The organism is Nocardioides sp. WG-D5 (genome assembly GCF_054031175.1).
The window spans coordinates 2,672,610-2,695,723 of sequence record NZ_CM132928.1; the positions used below are offsets into that span (position 1 = coordinate 2,672,610).

Annotated in this window: 16 protein-coding genes and 1 tRNA gene; 8 read left to right on the forward strand and 9 right to left on the reverse strand. The window is 66.9% G+C overall.

All coding sequences use genetic code 11. The features are described from left to right. Positions 1-3 precede the first annotated feature (3 nt). Together ACWZJV_RS12985 and ACWZJV_RS12990 are read right to left on the reverse strand one after the other, a co-directional pair. Positions 4-2,559 (reverse strand): alpha-L-arabinofuranosidase C-terminal domain-containing protein, encoded by a 2,556-nt coding sequence (locus ACWZJV_RS12985; protein ID WP_457181740.1) that lies wholly within the window; start codon positions 2,557-2,559, stop codon positions 4-6. Positions 2,560-2,569: 10 nt separating this feature from the next. After that, the gene (locus ACWZJV_RS12990) at positions 2,570-4,846 is read right to left on the reverse strand and encodes an immunoglobulin-like domain-containing protein (RefSeq protein ID WP_457181741.1); all 2,277 of its coding nucleotides are present in this window, start codon (positions 4,844-4,846) and stop codon (positions 2,570-2,572) included. Between the two features lie 246 nt (positions 4,847-5,092). On the opposite strand from ACWZJV_RS12990, the gene ACWZJV_RS12995 reads away from it, so the two are divergent. Further along, entirely contained in the window at positions 5,093-6,394 is a 1,302-nt protein-coding gene (locus tag ACWZJV_RS12995) for an MFS transporter (RefSeq protein WP_196872384.1), read from the forward strand. Positions 6,395-6,421: 27 nt separating this feature from the next. On the opposite strand, the gene ACWZJV_RS13000 is transcribed toward ACWZJV_RS12995, so the two are convergent. The 3 genes from ACWZJV_RS13000 to ACWZJV_RS13010 form a co-directional block, all read right to left on the reverse strand. Then, positions 6,422-7,237, reverse strand: a complete 816-nt coding sequence (locus tag ACWZJV_RS13000; protein ID WP_457181742.1) for a CPBP family intramembrane glutamic endopeptidase — start codon at positions 7,235-7,237, stop codon at positions 6,422-6,424. Between the two features lie 366 nt (positions 7,238-7,603). Continuing rightward, positions 7,604-12,043 (reverse strand): NACHT domain-containing protein, encoded by a 4,440-nt coding sequence (locus ACWZJV_RS13005; RefSeq protein WP_457181743.1) that lies wholly within the window; start codon positions 12,041-12,043, stop codon positions 7,604-7,606. 308 nt (positions 12,044-12,351) lie between these two features. After that, positions 12,352-12,424: transfer RNA gene (locus ACWZJV_RS13010), tRNA-Thr, on the reverse strand. Positions 12,425-12,737: 313 nt separating this feature from the next. Between ACWZJV_RS13010 and ACWZJV_RS13015 the strand changes: the two genes are divergently transcribed. Next, positions 12,738-13,664: a LysR family transcriptional regulator gene (locus ACWZJV_RS13015; protein ID WP_008355050.1), complete on the forward strand. Its 927-nt coding sequence runs from the start codon at positions 12,738-12,740 to the stop codon at positions 13,662-13,664. 23 nt (positions 13,665-13,687) lie between these two features. On the opposite strand, the gene ACWZJV_RS13020 is transcribed toward ACWZJV_RS13015, so the two are convergent. The 4 genes from ACWZJV_RS13020 to tmk form a co-directional block, all read right to left on the reverse strand. Next, positions 13,688-14,866, reverse strand: coding sequence for a hypothetical protein (locus tag ACWZJV_RS13020; RefSeq protein ID WP_457181744.1), 1,179 nt, complete (start codon positions 14,864-14,866; stop codon positions 13,688-13,690). Between the two features lie 152 nt (positions 14,867-15,018). After that, the gene (locus ACWZJV_RS13025) at positions 15,019-16,527 is read right to left on the reverse strand and encodes an alpha/beta hydrolase (protein WP_457181745.1); all 1,509 of its coding nucleotides are present in this window, start codon (positions 16,525-16,527) and stop codon (positions 15,019-15,021) included. Continuing rightward, positions 16,524-17,684 carry a DNA polymerase III subunit delta' gene (locus ACWZJV_RS13030; protein ID WP_008355056.1) on the reverse strand — a complete coding sequence of 387 codons (1,161 nt, stop codon included), beginning with the start codon at positions 17,682-17,684 and terminating at the stop codon, positions 16,524-16,526. Before ACWZJV_RS13030 ends, ACWZJV_RS13025 begins: the two co-directional genes overlap by 4 nt. After that, entirely contained in the window at positions 17,681-18,331 is a 651-nt protein-coding gene (gene tmk / locus ACWZJV_RS13035) for a dTMP kinase (protein WP_008355059.1), read from the reverse strand. The genes ACWZJV_RS13030 and tmk overlap by 4 nt, the downstream gene beginning before the upstream one ends. A gap of 131 nt (positions 18,332-18,462) precedes the next feature. On the opposite strand from tmk, the gene ACWZJV_RS13040 reads away from it, so the two are divergent. Genes ACWZJV_RS13040 through ACWZJV_RS13065 form a run of 6 tightly spaced genes read left to right on the forward strand, consistent with a single transcriptional unit; the run spans position 18,463 to position 23,105 of the window. Then, positions 18,463-19,080: a DUF4178 domain-containing protein gene (locus ACWZJV_RS13040; RefSeq protein ID WP_008355061.1), complete on the forward strand. Its 618-nt coding sequence runs from the start codon at positions 18,463-18,465 to the stop codon at positions 19,078-19,080. Continuing rightward, positions 19,077-19,589 carry a DUF2617 family protein gene (locus tag ACWZJV_RS13045; protein ID WP_457181746.1) on the forward strand — a complete coding sequence of 171 codons (513 nt, stop codon included), beginning with the start codon at positions 19,077-19,079 and terminating at the stop codon, positions 19,587-19,589. The genes ACWZJV_RS13040 and ACWZJV_RS13045 overlap by 4 nt, the downstream gene beginning before the upstream one ends. Continuing rightward, positions 19,582-20,064 (forward strand): DUF4247 domain-containing protein, encoded by a 483-nt coding sequence (locus ACWZJV_RS13050; RefSeq protein ID WP_008355064.1) that lies wholly within the window; start codon positions 19,582-19,584, stop codon positions 20,062-20,064. Before ACWZJV_RS13045 ends, ACWZJV_RS13050 begins: the two co-directional genes overlap by 8 nt. 25 nt (positions 20,065-20,089) lie before the next feature. Next, complete coding sequence (locus ACWZJV_RS13055; protein ID WP_008355066.1) at positions 20,090-20,512, forward strand: DUF350 domain-containing protein; 423 nt, start codon at positions 20,090-20,092, stop codon at positions 20,510-20,512. After that, on the forward strand, positions 20,509-22,080 hold the full coding sequence (locus tag ACWZJV_RS13060) for a polyamine aminopropyltransferase (protein ID WP_457181747.1): 1,572 nt from the start codon (positions 20,509-20,511) through the stop codon (positions 22,078-22,080). The genes ACWZJV_RS13055 and ACWZJV_RS13060 overlap by 4 nt, the downstream gene beginning before the upstream one ends. Next, a complete protein-coding gene (locus tag ACWZJV_RS13065) occupies positions 22,080-23,105 on the forward strand; it encodes an ion channel (RefSeq protein ID WP_457181748.1) in 1,026 nt (341 codons plus the stop codon). The genes ACWZJV_RS13060 and ACWZJV_RS13065 overlap by 1 nt, the downstream gene beginning before the upstream one ends. Positions 23,106-23,114 lie beyond the last annotated feature (9 nt).

Genomic DNA, 23,114 nt, shown 5'->3' on the forward strand with positions numbered 1-23,114 from the left:
CCCCTACCGGGTCTGGATGCGGATGAAGGTCACCGAGTACGGCGCGAACGTGCGCGTGAAGGTGCTGTCCACGCCGCGGATCGTGCTCGTCACCGGCTTGATGGGCTGGGCCGTACGCGTGTTCTGCTCCTCCGGGTCGCCGCTGATGACGGTCATCTGCGCCCGGGAGGCGACCTTGACGCCGAGGTCGAGGCGGGTGACCGCCGGCTCGGCCTGGGCGTTGACGACCTTGACGATCAGGTCACCGGTCGCCGCATCACGGGTGACCACCTGCGCGAACGGCTCGGTGACCTGGTCGTCGTCGAACTCCTGGAAGAGCTGGCCGTCGAGGAAGAGCCGGACGTGGGTGCCGCGGACCTCGATGCGTACGTCGTAGGTGCGTCCGGTCTCGACCGAGTGACCCTCGCGGGCGACCAGGGTCTCCTTGCCGCCGTCGGTCGCCTTCTCGACGACCGTGCGGGTGTTGCTCCAGCCGCCGATGTTCCACCAGTAGAAGTTGCCGGAGTCCTTCACCCCGAACGCGATCAGGAAGCCCTCGGAGCCGGACAGCTTCTTGGCCTTGAGCTCGAGGTCGTAGTCGCTCGCGGTGATGTCCGCGGCCCTGACCAGGGTGTCCTGGGCGGTTGCGTCGGTCTGGGTGTAGGCACCGTCGACGACCGACCAGGTCCCTCGGTTGGCCAGCGGGCTCCAGCCCTCGGCGTCACCGTCCGCGAAGTCGTCGGCGAACAGCTCGGTCCCATCGGGCGAGGTGACGGACACGTCGTCGTACGCCACGGAGGTGGCCCAGGTGGAGAGACCGATGCCGCCGGTGATCGGCTTCGGCTCGATCACCTTCCCGGTCGCCTCGCTGGGGACGACCCGGTCGCCGACGTTGTTCATGAACAGCTTCTGGACCTGGTAGCTCGCAGAGCTCCACGACTGGTCGTTGTCGAACCAGATCATGTCGGGGCGCCACTGCACCTGATCGATGTTGGCCAGCAGCGGGGCGTAGGAGGCCAGCCGGACGACGTCGGCGTTGCGCTCGAGACCGGTCATGTACGCCGCCTCGGACAGCGCGTTGAAGAGCTTGTTGTCCTGGGAGGCGTACTCGCCGAGGAAGACCTTCGGCCCGTTGCGGTCGTAGCTGTCGTAACGGTCGTTGTTCTGCAGGAACCAGGTCGGGGAGTTGTAGTAGTGCTCGTCGACCATGTCGACACCGGCGGCCTTGTTCTGCGCCCAGTGCTGGTCGAAGAGCGCGCCCTCGTCATCGGGACCCGAGTTGCTGATGATCGTGATCCCCGGGTGGCGCGCCTCGATGGCTGCACGGAACTTCTCGAACCGCTCGAAGAACTCCGTCGGCAGGTTCTCCTCGTTGCCCACGCCGAGGTGGGTGAGCCCGAACGGCGCCGGGTGCCCCATCTCCGCCCGCAGCGCGCCCCACTCGGAGTCGACCGGGCCGTTGGCGAACTCGATGAGGTCGAGGGTGTCCTGGATGTGACGCTGCAGCAGGGCCTCGTCGTCGGTGGCCCGGTTCTGGCCGCATCCGGTCACCAGCGCGGGCACGACCGGCAGCGGCATCGCCCCGATGTCCTCGGCGAACTGGAAGTACTCGAAGTAGCCCAGGCCGTAGGACTGGTTGTAGCCCCAGAAGTTGGCGTTCGTCGCGCGCTCCTCGACGGGGCCGACGGTGTCCTTCCACTGGTAGGACCGGGTGCGCTGCCAGTCGGAGGACGCGTCGTAGCCGGCCATGCTGCCGGTGTTGACGAGGCAGCCGCCCGGGAAGCGGACGAACTCCGGCTTCAGCGCCGCGATCTTCTCGGCGAGGTCCTTGCGCAGCCCGTTCTCCCGGCCCATGAAGGTGTCCTCGGGGAGCAGGGAGACCATGTCGAGGCGCAGCGTCCCGACACCCTCGCCCTGCAGCCACAGCCGGGCGGAGTCGGTCGTGGCGCTCGCGGTGAAGGTGCCGGCGTACTTCTTCCAAGTGTCGCCGTTCACCTGGATCCGGACCGGAGCGGCGTACGCCGTGGCGCCGGCCTCGTCCTGCAGCGACACGGTCAGCGGCGTACCGCCCGCGGTGTCCGAGCGTGCCCAGACCGAGAAGTCGTAGCGCTTCCCGGCCTCGAGCGCGACACCGTTGTTCCAGCCGCTGTTGGAGATCCCGTACGTCCCACCGCCGGCGTTGGCCAGCGAGAGCTGGAGGTAGGTGCGGTTGCGCTCGTTGAGCCGGGAGCCGTCGTTGACGGGGGTGGCGGTCCCGGCGCCGTCGCCGACGGCTCGCGGGGTCCACGCGGTCAGGCCGGTGTAGGAGCGGTTGTCGACCGGGAGGAACTCGAACGACCGGTTCCGCACGAGCTCGGCGTAGAGACCGCCGTCGGCCGCGTAGTTGATGTCCTCGAAGAAGACGCCGTACATGGTGTCGCTGATCTCCGGCCCGGACTGACCCGCGTGGGCCGTGATCGTGTAGTCGGGCTCGGCCGCAGCGGTTCGGCCGTCCGCGCCGAGGCTCGGCGTGGCGTAGGTCAGGGGCAGGGCCAGGACGGTGGCGGCGGACAGGGCGGTCAGTAGACGGATGCGCTGCACGATGGTCTCCTCAGAACGCGCGGTAGGCGGTGCGGATGCGGTCCAGCTCGGCCTTGGTCACCGGGAGGACGGTCCCGTGGCGGGGGCGGCTGGGAAGCTGGTAGTCGCTGGAGATCGAGAAGTTGCCCGAGTCCAGGTCCGTCGTCTCGAACGGCACGTACCCGCGGCCGCCGAACTCGTCGATGAACAGGTACCACTTGTCCTCGGTGTTGGACTTGAAGATCGTCGGCCCCTCGCCCCGGTCGACGCCCGGGTTCTCGGCGGTGGCCTTGCCGATGCACTCGGCGACGAAGCTCCAGTCCAGGTCGAGCAGCGAGGTCGCCTTCTCCTCGACGATGAACTTGCTGCAGGGCGTCGTGGAGGTGTTGTTCCGCTCGTCCTTGGTGAACCGGTAGTAGGTCCCTTCGTGCTCGACGACGGTGGAGTCGATCACCGAGTAGCCCGGGTCGATCCACACCTCGGGCTCGCTGAAGGTCCGGAAGTCCCGGGTGGTGACGTAGACCATCCGGTTGTGGGTGTTGCCGGCATGCTCGGGGTCGGACTCGTCGTAGAGCTTCGAGGCCCAGAAGACCACGTACGCGCCGATCCCCTCGTCGTAGTAGGCCTCGGGCGCCCAGGTGTTCCCGGCCTGGGGCGAGGAGACGCGGACGTGTCGCTGCTCGGACCAGTTCACCAGGTCCGTGGACTCCCAGATCTCGATGTAGCGGCTACCCCGCCGCTGGGCGGCGTCCCAGTCGCCGTTGCCGTAGATCTTGAGGTCGGTGGCGATCAGGTAGAACTTGTCGCCCTCCGGGGAGCGGATGATGAAGGGGTCACGTACACCCATGTCGCCGTACTGCGACCGCAGCACCGGCTGACCGCCGTTGAGCTCGTCCCAGTGCAGCGGGTCGTTGCCCCGGCTGGCGGCGAGGTAGACCTGCTCGCCGTCGGCCGTCCCTTCACCCGTGAAGTAGGCGAAGGTGTAGCCCTCGAGGGGCTCCTTCCTCGGCAGCGGCAGGACGGTCAGCCGGAACTGCCGCTTCTCCTTGACCTTGCCGAGGCTCACGGTGGCGTTGAGCGCCAGACGGACCGCGTTCTTCCCGTACGCCGGACGGTGGACCTCGCCGGTCGGGGTCACGACGGCGGGCTCGCTGGACGTCCAGCTGACGGTCGTACCGTGCAGACCCTGGGTCGGCAGGGTGATGTTGCCGCGGATCTCGTCGGCGTCCCAGACGCGGAGCGCGGCCGTGGCGCGAGTGACCTTCTCGGCGTCGCTGATGTCGGCCGGTACGTTGACCGTGAACTCCTCGGACCGGCTGGCGGAGCCGTGGGTGGCGGTGGCGGTGAGCGTCACGGCGGCGTCGGGACTGCCGTAGGGCGGGCGGGTGACGTCACCTGTCGCGGAGACGACGGCAGGATCGGAGGAGGCCCACGAGAAGGTGGAGCCGTTCGGGCCGCTGCCCGGGAGCGAGAGGTCACTGACGACGCGGGACGTGTCGCCGAGGTCCAGCCAGGCCAGGTCGCGCTCGACGCGCTGCTCGTCGGTGACGTAGCCCAGGTCGTGGACCTCTGCCGCCGTCAGCGCACGGTCGTAGATCCTGAAGTCGCGCACCTGACCCTTCAGGTGGCGGTCAGCGCTGTAGACGGATCGGCCGAGGTAGTTCGCCGTGGTGACCCCGTTGCCGATCTCACCGGGCGTGATGGTGACGCCGGTGCGGCGGGCGACCTCGACACCGTCCTCGTAGAGCACCGCGGTGCCGTCCGCGAGCGTGTAGCTGATGGTCTTCCAGGTGTCCCGCGCGAGGTTCCGGCCGGCCGTGACGGTCTGCTCGGTGCTCCAGTTGCCGGTGGCGATCGACGTCCGGTAGGCGTTGCCGGTCGTGAACAGGTAGCCGTTGCCCGAGCCGTTGGAGCCGGTGTTGCCGAGGCCCCAGATGAAGTAGGGGGTGGCCTGGTCCGCTGCGATCTTCACCTCGAGCGAGACGGTGATCGACGTCAGCCCGGCCATCACGTCTTTCGGGAGCCTGACGTGCCCGTCGGTGCCGCCGAGGGCGAGCCCCTCACCGCCCAGCCAGGTCGTGCCGCCAGCGACCGTGCCGTTGCGGCCGGCCCCCGACGCGTCGACGACCGTGGTGCCGCTGGTCTGGTCGAGCGGGTAGTGGACGACGAGCCCGGCATCGCTCGCGCCCTGCGCCGGGGCCGTGGTCACCAGGCCGGCCAGGATCAGGGGCAGCGACGCAAGCGCCGTGACGGTGCGCGCGAGATGCCTCCGGCGCCGGTCGTATGCGGTCGGTTTCGACAGGTCCATCTGCGCGCTCCAGGGGTCGTCGTTGGGCCGGGGCACCATTCGATGTGACCTCAGTCACACGGAATGTGAGCGCTAACATAAGCAGGCGGCTGACGCGGTCGTCAAGAGAACCAGGTGACGCCGACCCATCGCGGACGCATGCTCAACGGGGCTCCGACCTGCATATCCGGCGGTAATCGGACGTCGCCGGATCGTCCATCGCGAAATCGTTTTCGGCTTCGACATCACACCTGGTTCACTGACCCGGTGGCATCCTCCCCCGGCTCCCTGTGGCACACCCTGATCCATCTCCGCGGCAACCCGCGCGCCTGCGTGTGGACCGAGCCGATGTGGGGCCTGTCGATGGCGCTGGTGCTGCCCTATCTCTCCGTCTTCATGCTCGCCCTCGGCCTGCACGACGCGCAGATCGGCCTGCTCGCGACCGCGGGGATGATCTCGCAGGTGTTCTTCGGGCTCGCCGGCGGCATCATCACCGACCGGATGGGGCGCCGGCTGACCAACGCGGTCTTCGACGTCATCGCCTTCGTGATCCCGTGCCTGATCTGGGCGTTCGCCCAGGACTTCTGGGCCTTCCTGGCCGCCTCGCTGCTCAACGGCGCTCTGCAGGTCACCGCGAACGCCTGGGACTGCCTGATGGTCGAGGACGCGGAGCGCGACCAGCTCACCGGCATCTACTCCCTCGTGCGGGTCGCGGCCGACTGCTCGGCGCTCTTCGCCCCGATCGCCGCCTTCATGGTCGCGCAGTTCGGCCTGGAGCCGGCGGTGCGGGTGCTCTTCATCAACGCCGCGGTGGTGATGCTGGCCAAGATCATCCTGCTGTACGCCGCGTCCACCGAGACCCGCCGAGGGCTGATCCGGATGGAGGAGACCCGGCACGAGAGTCTCTGGCGGCTCTTCGTCGGCTACCGCGAGGCCGCGAGGCTGCTGGGCCGCTCGCGCGGCTCGCTGCTGGCGCTGGCCATCGCTGCCCTGGTCGCGGCGGTCACGCTCGTCAACGGGACGTTCTGGCAGGTCATGGTCAACCAGCACCTGCACGTGCCCGACCCGGTGCTGCCGTTCTTCCCGATGGTGCGCTCCCTGCTGTCGGTGCTCTTCCTCTTCACCCTGATCCGCCGACTGACCTCGGGCCACGACCTCAAGCAGGCGACCCTGTGGGGATTCGGCATCTATCTGGCAGGGCAGCTGGTCCTCGTCCTGATCCCCGCCGCCGAGGGTGACGCCGACGTCGTGACGTACGCGCTTCTGGGGGTGTGCCTCCTCCTCGACGGCTTCGGCGCCGGGATGCTCTTCATGCTCTCGGAGTCGCTCGTCGCCTTCCACGTCGACGAGGCCGAGCGGTCACGGGTGATGGCGCTGCAGCGCACCGCGGTGATGCTCGCGGCCGCGCCGTTCGGCTGGATCTCCGGTTGGCTCTCCGGGATCGACCGCACCTATCCGTTCTGGCTGACCAGCGCGCTGCTCGTGATCGGCGTGATCACCACCGTCGTGTGGTGGGCCGGGCCCCACACCGAGCCGTCGGTCGAGCCGGTGTCCGCGGATCACGCCTGACTCCCAGTCGGCAGCCGCCGGGGGTGCTCAGGTGCGGCTCGGGTCGATGTGGTGACGCCGGACCAGGAGCACGGCGCCGGTCACGACGTAGGCCAGGATCCCGGCGAGCGACCCGAGGTAGGCGCCTTGGTCGACGAGGATCGCGGTGCCGGTGAGCAGCGAGAAGTCGAACAGGCCATGGATCACCGAGTTGACCGCGTTGGTGCCGGCTCGGCGGCGGGTCAGGTAGAAGAAGTAGCCGGCCAGGCTCACGATGAGCGCCTGCGGGATCGCGTTGACACCTCGGCCGATCGCGTTCGAGAGATGGACGACGCCGAAGATCAGGCTGGACCACAGCGCGACCCTGCCCTCGGTCAGCCCGTGCTCGCGCAGCGTCGTGACCCCGATGCCACGGAACATGCCCTCTTCGCCCCAGCCGACCAACTGGGTCGCGAGCAGCAGGACGACGATGTATCCGCCCGTCTTCTCCGACAGGGCGCCGTAGTCAATGGCCAGCAGGATGCACACCACGAAGATGACCGGTACGACGATGACCCAGCGACTGACGGGTCGGTCGTCACGCATCACCGGTCGCAGACGCCCCAGCACCGCGGCGGCCCCGTAGACGAAGGCGAGCGCGACGCCCAGCGGGATCACCATGGTGATGACGACGCCCTTCGTCGTGGTCAGCGGGTCGTCGCCGACGTCGACCAGCGCCTTCATCAGCATCCCGCCGCCCTGGATGATCGCCAGGTAGGTGACCACCAGAACGGCGAACAGCCCATATCCGAGCGGCTTGCGGGTCTCGATCGGTCGATCGCGACCAGGTGCCGCGTCCGCCGCACCGGACTCCGGAATCGTCATGGCCTCATCCTGCCCGACACACCCCGCGGCTGTGCCGGAAATCGTCGCGTCCACAGACTGGCGTGCGGTCCTGGACGCCCTCGCGACCGAGTGGGGGGTACTCCAGCAACGTGGGCGCCCGGACCGCACACGGAAGTGATAGCACGCATCCGTGACCCAGCGCCGACAAACCTCACAAACTGGTAACGAGCACGCTCAGCCAGGCACGCGAACGCCCGCAGCAGCGGGGACCCGGCAGCCGGAAACCACGGAACCCCGGCCTCATGGCCAGCGTTTCCGCTGGTGAGACCCGGGTTTGCTGAGCCGCCTGTCGGAATCGAACCGACGACCACTTCGTTACGAGCACTTCCCGTCGTAACCATCACTTCAAACTGCGGTCTGACTCTTCGCCGGCCGCGAGAACACCAGAATGTACGGGGTACTGCGAACGCCAAGGTCAGCAGCCGCCTGTGCTGCTTCTGTCGAGAGTTTCTCGCGGACAGTCTCCACGTCCCCGACTCGGCACGCCTTCTTACGAGAAGCGTCGCTCCTGTTCCATTGGTCGAGGCTCGGCCAACCGACTACATAGATCCCTGTCTTGGACGCTGTCGCAGGCAGGTATCGGTTGATGAGTTGATCGCGCTGCGATCCATGAAGGCCGGGGTTCCACGTCATCTTCACCTCGATCACCACACGTATCGGCCCTGAGTTTTCACTTGATAAGACGGGAGGGTGCGCCTCGACAAGGATGTCCGTCCGGTCACCCGCACCATAGGCACCAGTCGGCTTGACCAGAACTTCGCGATTAACCGCGACACCCCGCCCGGCGAGGCGTAGATCGAGTTCGTGCGTCAAGTAGGCGCATAGGGCGGCCTCCGGCTTAGGGCTCCACACGTCGACCTTATTCTCCGTGGTTCGGTCCCACAGCAGTTCACAGTGCGTCGGCAGACTGTCCTGAATTGCATCAAGTGTCTCAATTATCGTGCTTGCCAACTCGGCCTCGTTGCGAACAAGACGACGCGCGGAGTCCGCAAGCATCAGTGTCAGGTCTTCGGGCGCCGGCGCTGACCAGTAATTCATAACCGCCAATCTCCGAGCACGCACAAGACACATGAGAACCAGGGGACTCTCGGAGTTCTCCGCGTAGATCGCCGACAGTTCAGCGACCGATTCCGCAGTACCCATATCCGCCAAAGCACGCGGAATATAGTCCCGAAAACGCCGCGCCTCGTCGTCTCCGCTCACACTATGAACGGTTTCATCGTGCACCGGATCGTCGTTCGTGGGATATAGGCTTGAAAGCAACCGGAATAGATCTGCCAGATTTGCTTCGCCGAGTTCAGGCAGAATTGGTTCAATCGATCTACCAAGCGCGCAGGCAGCAGCGAACCGCCGGCCAAGGTCAGCGTTTCCGTGGATTTGTCCGGCGATAAATCGCCATTGGCCACCCGCGTCAGCGATCAGCAGTTGACGCAGACACCTAGCGACGACGCCCAGATGGCTTGCAACCCCAGCCGTCGCCTTAACCACTCTAATCGCTTCGTCTGCCGCAGTGGCCGTGTCAACCGTCGACAGGTTCTCCAACAGACGCTCCCAAGTGTCAAACTTGGCTTGCATTTCCTCTGGAGATTGCTCGCTTCCGTCACCAATCAAATCACTCGCTGTCGCCGCCTCGATGATCTCGTCTCCGAGCGCCATCATGATCTGGATCCACTTCTGACGAAACGCTGGGCGGAGGTCCGGCGGAAGGATGTCTAGATTGCCGAACTCGCCTCTGGACAGCCTTCTAATGTACGCAGCAAGGGCATCCTCCAGCGACTCATCTGCGTGACGCGCAGCGGCGGCGAGAATTTCCTGCTTCCTTCGCCTCTGATCATCGGTCGAGGCGTTGTACCAAAGGATGGCCCCTGCCCAGTTCGACCAAGCAGGTTCCGGGACCTCCTCAATGCGCCCCATGCGTAGGAGCAGCACAAGTGCGACGTAGCCAGCCCATGCAACCTTGTTGATTTGAGTCGAATCCAGCCAATCTGTGCGGCGATCGTGCTCCATTGTCAAGAATTTCAGACTCGAGTCAGCGAGCAGCTCCGGCGAAGCGTCAAGTACTGCTACTCCCGGCAGCGCCAGCAGGTCATCGTCGAGAGGCGCGAATCCGCTGCCGCTTTCCGGATCGATCTGGAGGGACCAAGCAAGGTTCCAAAACGCGTCTGTATCGCCTGTACGTGATGAGGCGAACAGAGTTCTCATCGCCTCTGTGAATTCCGCTACCTCCGGCCAAGGATCCCTTGACTGAGCGGCAGCAGCATGGTTCCTCTTCATCCACTTCGCCGAATCGCTATCGAAAGGAACCGGCTCATAGTATCCCTTGACATGCTCCCACACCAGATGCGCCTTATCCGAGTAGGCCAAATCGAAGGCGCTAGAATCTTCCGGATAAAAGACCTCCGCCGCAGCCCGCGCAAGGCCCCGAGCAAGTCCAGGATCAGTCGACGCAATTTCTTCGGTACGGTAGTAGAGCCAGGTGAAGTCTTCTCTGTCCACGATTCTGCTACGCCGCGCGACGACCCAGTCAGACGATGGAGGCAAGCGCGATTCTCGCCAACGCCGTCGCGGGATCCAGTGGACAACCTTCAACGCGGCTTCGTCCTGTTCCTCGCCACTCGCAATCGCTTCGCGAATCAGTGCTTCGAGTAGGATCCGGCGATACTCCATCGCCTCCGAGGGCTCAGCACCTCCCTCACTAAGGAGATCCGTTGGCCATGGGAGTAGTGGCCCCTTGTGCTGTTCGATTTGGCGCCATAGCAACCGAGCGACTTTGTCGATGTACTTTGATCCAAACAACGCCATCGCACGATCCACCAAACCGTGGAGCAAGTCCGCCTCGACCGCACCGACATACTCATCAGGGTCATCGCTTGGCTCAGCCCCTGGTTGCGGCGCCTTTACCATTTTTGCCGCCCAGTCGAGAGCGGTCCCCAGGTCTTCTGGAGGGATCCGATCAGAAAGTTCGCTGAGGAAGAATCCGTACGATCCTAGGTAGTTTCGCCGGCGCCGAGGAACTAGACAATCAAGCATCTCCGACGTCGAGAGCCAGTGAGGCCAGGTCCGATCAAGGATCGTGCCCAACAGCTCCTGGTAAACGTCAGAGTTCTGCGATGTGAGTTGGCGAGCCACCGTTGCGAGGCGAGGCCCCGCAGATGCCGGATCACTATGAAGGACCGCACGAGCGGCTAGGGCACGCACGTGATCTGACCACGTAGTATCAGAGACGATGGCGAGTAGAAGGTGAGTCATCCCTGGCACCTCTGACCGTTCCGCGATCCTGAGAACCGTACGCATCCGAAGTAGCGCCTTCGTATCGCCGGGGCCGATGGCGCGAGACGCCTCAAGTGCCTGCGAGAGTTGACCCTCCAAGCCTGGGTGACCGAGACGCACCGACGTTCGGAACCAAGGGAATTCGTCAACTTCGGCCTCGTCGGCGTGGTTCAGCAATGACTCTGCGATGACGCTACGAACTGTGGACGAATCAACAATCGGCGAGTGAGCGACCAAACCTAGCGGGTCGGCGCGTGCAAGCCAGCTGGAGTTATTCGGGTCTAGAGCCACCAGCCAGGCAGCAGCTTCCCGGAGCGCGACTGGGATTGTCGGGCGCTCCTCTTCAACAGCGACCAGGAAGAGCCGCTCGAGTTGCGGCTGTGGGACCTTCCTCTCCACGAGGTACCAGGCGAGCAGGTAAGCACCGAAGGATGCGTGCCGGAAACCAAGTCGACCGTGGCCTCTTCCGGTGAAGATCGCTGTACCTAGCGCTTCTCGCAACACCTTCGAAGTCAACTCGAGCCGAGTGCCATCGTCCCACTTCTCCAAGCCAAAGATGGATCTTGCGGGCAGGTCATGAGGGGCATCACCGAGCTCAGCCCCATGCCAGACCGTGCTTCGTCCGGTCCCCAACAGAAGCAGTGCCACTCGGCCACACACCCGTTGACGTTGGGCTGGCGTGAGGTCGATGGGGCTGTCTGCAACGGCTCGACGTTCACTGATCAATTCCTTGACCCCGGCGGCGAACAGCTGAATCGGGTTCGCGCCAACCGCATTACCTCCTTTCCGCACTTGCGTCAGCATCGCCAACGTGAGCGGAATCGCCGCGAGTGGCCCGGCGCCAGCCGAGCTCGCCTCCTCAATCATCCCAGCTCCGTCGATTCCTTCGACGGAGGAAACGAGATTGATCGCGGCGGCGCGCGTCAAGGGAGCGAGATCCGCAACAGAGCACCCACCGAAGGCGGTCTTGATGACAGCTGTGAGCTCGTCCGGATAGTCCGCGGTGCGGCACGCGACCAGAAGCATCAACCGTCGAACATCCTTGCCATGGAGCGCGCGACGGAGCATGTTGGGGACGTTACGAAGGCACTGACTCTCATCGAGTTGGTCGATGACCATGACAAGGTCCACTGTGCCGTTGTAGGTGGTCGTGCCGTCCTTCGCGGGCAGTTCACTGAGCGGATCGCGGACAAGTTCGTTGAACGCCGCGCTATCGATCAACTCTGTTCCGCGAACCTCGTGGATCCGTGCCGCGCCCTGGATGGTCGCCGCCTTGGCGATCTTCGCGAATTCGGTCGTCTTCCCGATTCCTGGTTCTCCGAGCAACACAAGGGCTCCGCCTGCGGCCGCCATCTCCGGTGTGACCAAGTCTGTTGCGCCATCTGGCACAAGGAAGCCATGCTCATCAACAGGTAGTTGAGCATCTGTCGTAACCACCTGGTCAGTTCGAATCTGACAGAGCCGTTCAGCCTGGTGAGCGAACAGCTCGCTGTAGGTCGAGCCCAGGGAATCCACGCTCGAAACCCTAGGCCTCCGCCGGGCGCGACGAGGCCAGAATTTGAAAGGTCCTCACGGGCGGAAAGAAAGCGGCTGGTGGGCACCGAGGTGATGACCGGCCGTGTGCCACTCGCGAGGTCCGTGCGCGTGACAGAGGGATGGAGCTCAGGTGGCACCTCGTGTCCCAGCGATCGCACCCAGGTTCATCGGCGTTGATGCGCTGAGAGTCAGAGGCCCTGGACACCTGCGCAGATCCGGCGGGAGACAACGAAGAACCCTCGCCACTCCAGTCATGTTCTGGCTGGTCAGACGAGGGTTTCTGTCGGAGCCGCCTGTCGGAATCGAACCGACGACCTTCTCATTACGAGTGAGACGCTCTGCCGACTGAGCTAAGGCGGCGTACCGTCATCCGTTACCGCATGAAGCGGCTCTGGTTGAGCGGACCGGATGAGTGTACCGAGACTGCGCGCTCGACACTAAAACGGTGCGCCTCGACGTGCTCGTCGATGGTCGTACGGGTGGGCTTCCCCTTGCCGATCAGGCGGCCCAGGCGGCGAACGCCGTGCTTCATTACTGCTCTACTCCCCTATGAACATGTATCAACCACCGACTGCGGACGCAGTGGTGGCCAGTCAATTACCAGAGTCAATGATGACCGTCGGCGACTCATAGAGGTAGACGATCTTTCCTTGAAAAGACATAGGATGTCTCTATGTTGTCGCTGCACCAGCTCCGCGTGTTCCTCGCGGTCTACGAGCATGGCTCGCTGACCGCGGCGGCCGATGAGCTCGGTTATGCGCAGCCGTCGATCTCGGAGCAGGTCAGAGGCCTGGAGCGTACGCTCGGCGTCCAGCTGTTCCGACGCGTCGGACGCGGGGTGGTACCGACCGCGGTGGCCGACGAGCTGAGGCCGCACGCGGAGCGTACGGTCGCGGCCGCCGAGGACGCGCGCAAGGCCGTCCAGGCGGTGAAGCAGTTCGAGACCGGAACCATCCGGTTCGGGATGTTCGGGATCGCGCGGCTCTACGGCGGGGCCGGGCTGGTGGCCGACGTGCTCGACCGATACCCGGGCGTACGCGTCGAGCTGATCGGACAGAACTCCACCGAGGTCCAGGAAGACCTGCGACGCGGCCGGCTCGAGGCGGCGATGCTGCTGGTCGGCAGCGTCTCCGGCCCGGGATTGAAGGTGACGCCCGTGGCCCGCGACGAGCTCGTCTACATCTCGGCGGATCCGGCGCACCTGGCGACGCCGGTCACGCCCCACCGACTCTCGCTGGCCACGCTGGTGATGGCCGACACGACCTGGAGCTCGGAGGACCCCACCCGGGTCACCCTGCGCAACCTCCTCCACGAGACCGGCCGTAACCCACCGAGCCGGATCGAGGTCGAGGACATCGAGACGGCGGTCGAGCTGGTCGGGATGGGCTACGCCGACAGCGTCATCGCCAAGGGAGCAGCCGAGCAGCTGCTCCCCCGGCTGGCGCCGAAGGCCGGCTGGGTGTCACTGCGACCCCGGACGTACGACACCTTCGCCATCGTCCATCGCACCGACGCCACCCTCTCCCCCGCCGCGACGCTGATGATCGAGCTGGCCACCAAGCGGATCCAGGCCATCGCGGACCCGGTCCACCGGCGCTAGCGTGCGGTCCTTCGAAGCTCAGGTCACTCGCAGCCGTAGCCGTCGTCGTCCCGGTCGAGACCCCACGGGTCGGAGCTGTTGTTGATCCGTACAGGCTTCTTGTAGGCCGGGATCTGGCCACAGTCGAGGTCGTTGGCCGAGGTGGCGTTGTAGATCGTAGCCCCGTTGGCGTAGGTGTAGTCCAAGCCCGAGGTGGTGGTGCTGGTGGAGCCGCGCTTCCTCAGGTAGAACGACGCGGAGACATCGGCCTTCCTGGTGGCGTCCCCGCGGAACTTCCAGCGGTAGTAGCGGCTGGCGGCCGGCGTCGTGATGACCGAGCACTTTCCGTACCTGTTCGTCACGCACGACGTCACGCTGCTCCAACTCCCGCTGACCTGCTTCTGCAGGTAGATCCGCTTGCCCTTCAGTGCGTTGCCGCCCGCGGTCAGCTTTCCGACGACGCGATACGACTTCGATCCGTACTTGCTCACCGACACCTTCACGACGGAGGTGGTGATCTTCGGGACGTACACGGCCGAGCTGTACTTGCCCCCGTAGGCGAACCTGTACGTCGCGCCGCGGACGCCGGTAGCGGAGACCCAGCCGGTCGAACTGGTCGTGCGGTGCGCCACGGTGCTCCAGCTGCCCCCGGACTTCCGCTGGATCGCGACCGACTTGCCGACCACGGGCTTGCCGTAGTCCTTCACCTGCGCCTTGATCGTCGTGCCCGACCGGCTGGCCGACAGGGTGTAGCTGTGAGCGGCCCGGATCGTGAACGCATCGGTGACCTCGGCAGCGTCGGTATATGTGCCCTCCGCATCCGAGGTGAAGACGAAGGCGACCGCCCGATAACTACCGACGGGAAGCAACGAACAGAGGTTGCCGTCGGCCGCTCCCTCGGAAAATCCGCCGCCCTCGATGTAGTTGGTCACGTCCTCTCCGTCGGAGTCGAAGACGGTGACCTCCCAGCTCACGGTCGGGTTGGTGAACTCGTCGCTGTAGTTCTCGCCGAACGAGACGTCCACGGAGACCGGGATGTTCGTGCCCTTGACCCCGTAGAGGTCGCAGTTCTGGGCCTTCGTCACGTCGTTGACGGTGAGGGTGGCGGAGCCACCGATGTACGGCAGCGGGGCCGTATCAGCCTGCGCCGGCTGGGCACCTATTACGGGCGCTACCGCGACCGCCAGTGAAGCGACGGCGGTGGCAGCGAAAGCTCTCGTCATCGAACGGATTCGCTGGTTCATGATCACGTGCTCGTGACCCTTCTTCTCGACGTTGAATTTTCGAGAAGTGATCCTCTGAGCCAGCGGGATCGGCCGGTGGCGTCATGGCGAAGACCCACCCCACATCGGGTAAATCCGCTGTTGGAGCGGTGTCAGCACTCCAGGCCGTCGTCGGGGACCTTGCCGTCGACCAGGTAGCCGTCGATGGCGTCGTCGACGCAGCCGTTGCCCTGCATGTAGCCGGTGTGGCCGTCGCCGTCACGGGAGACGAGTACGCCGGCGTCGAGGGCCTTCGCGAGCTCCTTTGCCCACTCGTAGGGGGTGGCCGGGTCACGGGTGGTGCCGACGACGACGATCGGGTTGGAACCCTCTGCGTCGATCTCCGGCTCGGGCTCGGTGGCTTTGAACTTCTCGGCGGCACAGCCGTTGAGCATCCAGGCGAGGGCGGCACCGAAGGTCGGGGCGGCCTTCTCGAAGGCGGGCAGCTGCTTGCGTACGTCCTCCGGGCTGAGGCCGGAGGAGTCGTCGAGGCAGTTGATCGCCCAGTTGGCCTCCATCGTGTTGTTGATGTAGCCGCCCTCGGGGTCGCGGCCCGCGTAGTTGTCGGACAGGCTCATCAGCTGGGACCCGTCGCCCTTCAGGGCCGCCTCGAGGGCGTCGGTGAGGTAGGGCCAGTAGGACTCGACGTAGAGCGGGGTGATCAGGCCGTAGAGGGCGTTGCCCGCGGTCAGCTCACGGTCACCGGCGGGCAGCGGCTCGGCGTCGATGTCGGCCATCAGCTTCTGGACGCGCTCGACACCCTCGTCGACGGAGTCACCGAGGAAGCAGCTGCCCTCGTCGACGCAGTTCTCGACGTAGGAGCGCAGCGCGACCTCGAAGCCCTTCGCCTGGGCGAGGTTGGCGTCGAGCACGCTCAGGCCCGGGGCGATCGCGCCGTCGAGGACGAACCGGCCGACCCGGTCGGGGTAGAGCTCGGCGTAGGTCGAGCCGAGCTGGGTGCCGTAGGAGGCGCCGAAGTAGTCGAGCTGGTCCTCACCCAGCGCCGCCCGGAGTACGTCCATGTCCCGGGCCGCCTCGACGGTGCTGACGTGGGCGGAGATGCCGTCCTTCTGGGCCGCGCAGCCGTTGGCCATCTGCACGCCGGTGTCGACGTAGGCCTTCTCCTCAGCAGGGGTGTCCGGGTCGGGGTCGACCGCGACGTAGGCGTCCAGGGCGTCGTCGTCGAGGCAGTCGACCGGGGTGCTCTGCCCGACACCGCGCGGGTCGAAGCCGACGATGTCGTAGGAGTTCCGGACCGCGGGGCTGAAGGACTGGTTGTTGTAGAGCGCGTAGTCGATGCCCGAGCCACCCGGGCCGCCGGGGTTGATGGCCAGCGAGCCGATCTTCTTCTTGTTGGCCGGATCCTTGATGACGGCGATGTCGATGGTGCGGCCGGTGGGGTCGGAGTAGTCGAGCGGCACCTCGAGGGTCGCGCACTCGAAGGCGCCGTTGCAGTCCTTCCAGTCCAGCTTCTGGCTGTAGAAGGTCTGCAACCCGTCCGCAGGGGCCGCCGTCGCCTCGGCGCTCGGACTGACCCGGTCGGCATCCGGAGTGCCGCCACCGCCTCCACAGCCCGTCAGGGCGAGCGCTGACATCACGACGAGAGCGGCTTTGCGGTTCACTGATCTCCTCCGGGCGGCAACAGCGCCACCATCATGGCTTCCAGCACCAGCTGGGGCTGGACGTTGAACTCGAGCAGCTGCTCACGGGCCTCGAAGACGGCGCCGATGCGCTGCAGGTTGAGCTCGGGGGTCGAGGACGCGACGATCTGCTCGATCTCGCGCCGGTGCTCCTCGTTGACCAGTGTCACCGGCGCACCAGCGGCGAGCGTGATCGCATCGCGATAGACGGAGACCAGGTCCATCAGCCCGCGGTCGATCACGTCGCGGTGACGGCGGGTGGCGCGGCGCTTCTGGTCCTTCTCGAGCGCGGCCAGCGCGGGGCCGTACTCACGCGGCCGGCGGCCCCGGTCGACCACGCCGTAGCCGGCGTCGAGGTCGGCCTTCTCCCGCGCGTCGAGGTCGGCGGTGACGGCGTCGGCCTCCTCCTTCGAGACCGCGGCCAGCTCGCCCGCCGCCCGGAGCGCGTCGGCCAGGGTCCTCAGCTTGGCCGGGTAGGCGACGACCTGCTCACGGCGGCGCCGGGTGTCGTCGTCACGGGCCAGTGCCTTGGCGCGGCCGATGTGACCCTGGCTCGCGCGCGCCGCATAGGCGGCTCGTGCCTCGTCGACGCCGAGCGTGCGCTGCAGGAAGGCGGTGACGTCGGGCGCGGTCGGGGTGGTCAACGTGACCAGGCGACACCTGGACCGGATGGTCGGGAGGACGTCCTCGACCGTCGGCGCGCAGAGCATCCACACCGTGCGGGCGCCGGGCTCCTCGACCGCCTTGAGCAGGGCGTTGTTGGCCTGCTCGGTGAGCCGGTCGGCGTCCTCGATGATCAGGATCTGCCAGCGGCTTCCTGCCGGGGTCAGGGCGGACTGACGCACCAGGTCGCGGATCTCGTCGACCCCGAGCGTCAGCTTCTCGGTGCGGACCAGGTTGACGTCGGCGTGGCTGCCGGTGAGCACGGTGTGGCACTGGTGGCATCGGCCGCAGCCGCCGTCAGGGCACTGCAGCGCGGCCGCGAAGGCGATCGCGGCGTTGGACCGTCCCGAGCCCGGTGGGCCGGTGAAGAGCCACGACTGCGTCATGCCGTGACCGGCCGCGGCGGTCTGCAGCGTGGGGATGACGTGGCGCTGGCCGACGAGGTTGTCCCACACCGAGGTGGTGGCGACGTTCATGCCGTCACCGCCTGGTCGAGAAGGGGCTCGAGCCGCGCCAGCACCGCGGCGTGGATCTCCTCGACCGGAGCGCGGGCGTCCAGCACCAGATAGTGGTCGGGGTTGCGCTCGGCGAGCGCCACGAACGCCGACCGCACCCGCTCGTGGAACTGCTGCGACTCCTGCTCCATCCGGTCGCGCTCCTCGAACCGGGTGAACCCTGCGGTCGGGTCCAGGTCGAGTAGCACGGTCAGGTGGGGGCGCAGGTCGGCGGTCGCCCACCGCGCCACCTCCTCCAGTTGCGCGGCGTCCAGCACCCGGCCGGCGCCCTGGTAGGCCAGCATCGAGTCGACGTAGCGGTCGGTGATCACCACCTCGCCCCGCTCCAGCGCCGGGCGGACCATCGACTCGATGTGCTCGGCCTTGTCGGCGGCGAACAGCAGCGCCTCGGTCCGGTCGTCGAGATCACCGGTCTCCGGGGACAGCACGATGCGGCGTACGTCCTTTCCGACGGCCGTGTCTCCCGGCTCGAAGGTCAGCAGGACGCGGTGGCCGCGGGCCGTCAGCGCCTCGTGGAGCAGCCGCGACTGGGTCGACTTGCCCGACCCCTCGCCGCCCTCGAAACACACGAACACGCCGTGCTCGGCGTAGACACCGGGAAACCTCACGCACCCAACCTACGGGGTGGGACCGACAAGCCCGAGGTACGCCGCCCGCAGGTGCGGCGATTGAGGCTGTCGAAGGCCCCTGAGCCAGGTTAAGGTTCGGGTCGTCCTCACGCTGACCTCAAGGAGTTTTGGTGATCTACGTCCTGATCGTCCTGCTGCTGGCCGCGCTCGCGGTCGCGGCCTATCTGCTCTGGAGGAGCAGGCAGCAGCCGACGGCGCAGCGGGAGCCCGACGACTTCATCGGCGACCAGCACAAGCACGCCTCCGACCAGCTGCGCCAGCTGCGCAACGGCGACGTCGTCGAGTACCTGGGCCACAACTGGTTCGTCCGCGGACGCATCGACTTCGACGAGGACGGCTACCGCTGGACCGAGCACATGATCGACGACGCCGAGGGCAAGAAGTGGCTCTCGATCGAGGACGACGAGAGCTTCGAGGTCTCGCTGTGGCACGCGATCCCGCTCGGTGACATCGAGCAGGGCACCGTCGGTGACCGCGACGTCATCGTCGGCGGCGTCGCCTACCGGCTCCAGGAGAAGGGCTCGGCCGCCTTCACCGCCACCGGCGCGACCGGCACGGCGCCGTCGGGCACGGCCGAGTACGCCGACTACAAGTCGGTCGACGGCAAGCTGCTGGGCTTCGAGAAGTGGGGCAGCAACTGGGAGCCCTCCCTCGGCGAGGTGCTGCAGCCGTTCGAGCTGACGGTCTACCCGTCCACCGACCGGCCCGCGACCCTGGACGACGAGTGACCCTCCTCGACGTCCCGTTCGCGGACGTACGCGGAGACACCCTGCGCTGGACCCTCGCACCGGTCGCCTGCACTCCCCTGGCTTCCTGCTCGGTGCATCTCGGGGACGGCCTGACCGTCACGCTGAGCGTCCTGGGCGCCAGCCACCAGGTCGTCGTAAGCCGCCACGACCGCCCGCTCCTGCACGAGACCGTCGCCTGCGGGATCGCCGAGGCCACCTTCCTTCCCGCGGCTCACGCGGAGGGTGGCTACAGCCTCGGTTCCTACGTCGCCAAGCTGGATCCCGAGGAGCTCGCCGAGCGGGCATCGGAGCTCGTGGAGCGGTTGGAGGGACGTACCGACGCCGTTGTCGCGCACTTCCCGGGCGACCCGCACGCGGTGACCGCGCTGGCGATCGACGAGCTCGGCGAGCAGCAGATCTCCTGGAGCACCTGGCACACCTACCCGCAGACCGGCGAGATCGTCGCCACCGTCACCAGCTACCGGCCCGAGGAGGTCGCACGTGTCTGAATCGAACGGACCGAACCGCAAGCTGATCGGCTGGGCGATCGTCGCGGTGTGCGTGGTGATCGCCATCATCATCGCCATCGTCGTGGCGGGCGACGGGAACAACCCCGAGAAGTACCTGCGCAAGAACTTCGACCACGTCAGCGGCTCCGACCCCGACAGCGATGCCGGGATCGTCTTCGAGGACGACGGCTCGGTGTCCTCGGTCGCCAACCAGATCGCGAGCGGCACCGACGCCGACGAGAACCGGGCCGAGGGCTCCAACCACTACCTGCGCTACGACGACGACTGGCTGGTGGTCGTGGAGCCGCGTACGCCCTCGGGATCGACGATCACCCTCTACGAGTACGACCGCGGCTACCGGCACCACAGCACCGTGATCGGTCTGTGGGGCTGGAACAGCTACTACGGCCGCAACAGCAGCGGCGGCAGCAGCGGTGATTCCTTCCGCGGCGGCGGCAGCGGATTCGGCAAGTGACCACCTCAGACCTGGAGATGAACCGATGACTGACCTCATGAGCGGACTGCTGTCCACCGTCGCCTTCGCCGCCCTCGGGCTGGTCCTGCTGGTGATCGGCTTCTACGTGATCGACCTGCTCACGCCCGGCAAGCTGGGCCAGCTGATCTTCGTGGAGCACCGCCGCGACCCCGCGCTGCTGCTCGGCTCCTCGGTCCTGGCGATCGCCACGATCGTGGCCACCTCGATCTACACCGCGGAGGCGGACACGTTCCAGGGGCTCGCCGAGACCGCTGCGTACGGGCTCATCGGGATCGCCCTGCTCGCGGTCGCGTTCGTGATCCTCGACCTGCTCACCCCGGGTCGGCTCGGTGAGCTGATGACCGACGACAAGGACGACCCGGCGATCTGGGTCGCGGTCGCGGTGCAGCTCTCCGTCGGTGTGATCGTGGCGGCCTCGATCACGTGAGCCTGTCCCTCCCTTCGTTGCCTGCGCTGCCCGCGGGACGGGCGGCCCGGCTGCTCGTCCTCGCGGCGGTGTTCGTCTGCGCGGCGTGCGGGCTGGTCTACGAGCTCGCACTGGTGACGCTGGGGAGCTATCTGCTCGGCAACTCGATCGCGCAGACGTCGCTGGTGATCGCGGTGTCGATGTTCGCGATGGGCGTCGGCGCCGTGCTCGCCAAGCCGCTCACCGCGCGGCCGCTGCGGGCGTTCGTGGGCGTGGAGATCGCGCTCGCCGCGGTCGGCGGCGCCTCGGTGCCGGCCCTGTACGCCTCGTTCGCGTGGCTGCACCTCTACACCCCGATGATGCTGCTGGTGACGTTCCTGATCGGCGCGCTGGTCGGCGCCGAGATCCCGCTGCTGATGGAGCTTCTCCAGCGGCTGCGGCGCCAGCAGGCCTCGCTCGCGGTCGCCGACATCAACGCCGTCGACTACGTGGGGGCGCTGATCGGCGGGCTGGCGTTCCCGTTCGTGCTGCTGCCGACGCTGGGGCTGCTGGTGGGCACCGTGGCCACCGCTGCCCTGAACGTGCTCGCGGCCTGGACGGTCGGGGTCGCACTGGCGGGGACCCGGCGGCGCCGGGGGCTCGTCACGGCGGTCTGCGGCGCTCTGGCCGTCGCGCTCGGTGCGACCGCGGTGACGGCCGACGCCTTCGAGCTCAACGCCCGGCAGGCGCTCTACCGCGACCCGATCATCCACGCCGAGCGCTCCGACTACCAGGAGATCGTGGTGACCCGCGGGGCTCCGTTCGGGCCGGAGTTCGACGACGTACGCCTCTTTCTCGACGGTGACCTGCAGTTCTCCTCCCTGGACGAATACCGGTACCACGAGATGCTCGTCCATCCGGCGATGAACGGGACCCACCAGCGGGTGCTGATCCTCGGCGGCGGGGACGGGCTCGCGGCGCGCGAGGTGCTGCGCTACCGGTCGGTGTCGTCGGTGACCCTGGTCGACCTCGACCCGGCGGTGGTGTCGCTGGCGCGCTCCTACGACCCGGTCTCGTCGCTGACCTCGGGCTCCCTGGACGACCCCCGGCTGACGTACGTCGCCGACGACGCGTTCTCCTGGGTCCGTGACTACTCGGGGGCGCCGTTCGACGTGGTCGTCGCCGACTTCCCCGACCCCGACTCGACCGCGCTGGCCAAGCTCTACTCGGTCGAGAACTACAGCATGATCTCCCGGTTGATGGCTCCGGCAGCGCGGCTGGTCGTGCAGTCGGGCAGCCCGTTCTTCGCGCCGGACGCGTTCTGGTCCGTGCGGCACACCCTCGCCGAGGCCGGCTACCGGACCACGCCCTACCAGGCGGACGTACCCTCCTTCGGCAACTGGGGCTACGTCCTCGCCTCCCGCGGCCGTACGGCCCCCGAGCTCGCCCTCGACGACGAGGCACCGGGCGGGCTCCGCTACGCCAGCGACGCCGTGCTCGCGGCGGCCTCCTCGTTCCCGCCGGACCGCGCCGAGCGGCCGACCTCGGTCACCACGCTGCTGGATCCGGCGATCCTGGACTACGCCCGGCACGGCTGGGTCGGCTACTGATGTACTTCCTCATCCGACTCGTCCGGCGCACTTCGCGACACTCCGCCTGGGTGCTCCCGCTCGCGATCATCTGCTTCGTCTTCGTCACCGGCTGGATCGCGATGGCCGTGGCCCAGCCCGGCAGCGACATCGTGCACCCCGCCAACTACTGGTGGTGGTTCCTGGTCACCGCGACCACCGTCGGCTACGGCGACTTCTTCCCTGAGACGACCGGCGGCCGGCTCGTCGGGGCGTACGTCGTCTTCGGCTCCATCACCACCCTCGCCATCTTGTTCAGCCGGATCTCGGCAATCATCGAGAACGCCAAAGGACGCCGCATGCGTGGAGAGATCTCTTTCAGCGGACGAAGCCACATCGTGCTGCTCGGCTACACCGCCGGACGCACCGAGCGGCTTCTCACCGAGCTGCTCTCCGAGCCAGAACGGGAGGTCGTGCTCGCGACCTGGGAGGACCAGCTCTCCGAGCACCCGTTGGCCGGTGAGGAACGGCTTCATTTCGTACGCGGCGACCTCACCGACCTCTCCGTGCTGGGCCGGACCGGGCTGTCGGGTGCGCACAGCGTGCTGATCGACGCGCGGGACGACAACGAGGCGGTCACCCTCACCGTGGCCGCCCACACGTCGGCCCCTTCGGTGCACACCATCGTCGCCCTGCGCGACCTGCGGGTGCAGCGCACGATCTTCCGCATCGACACCACCGTCCACTGCGTCCAGTGGCACAACACCCAGCTGATCGCCGAGGAGCTCAGCGACCCCGGGATCGCGGAGGTCTACCAGGAGCTCGCCACCGCCGGCGGCAAGGGCACCTACTCGCTCACGGTCCCCTCCGGGGGTGCCACGGCGACCGTCGAGGCATGGCAAGGAGCTCTCGGTCGCGGCCACGGCGCCACTCTCCTGGCCGTCCGTACCGTCGACGGCATCCAGGTCAGCCCGTCGTGGGATCTGCGCGTCTCCCCCGGCTCCCGGCTCTTCTACATCGCCTCCGACCGGCTGGACTACGACGAGGTCGCCGGGGCGCTCGGCTGACGTGCGTAG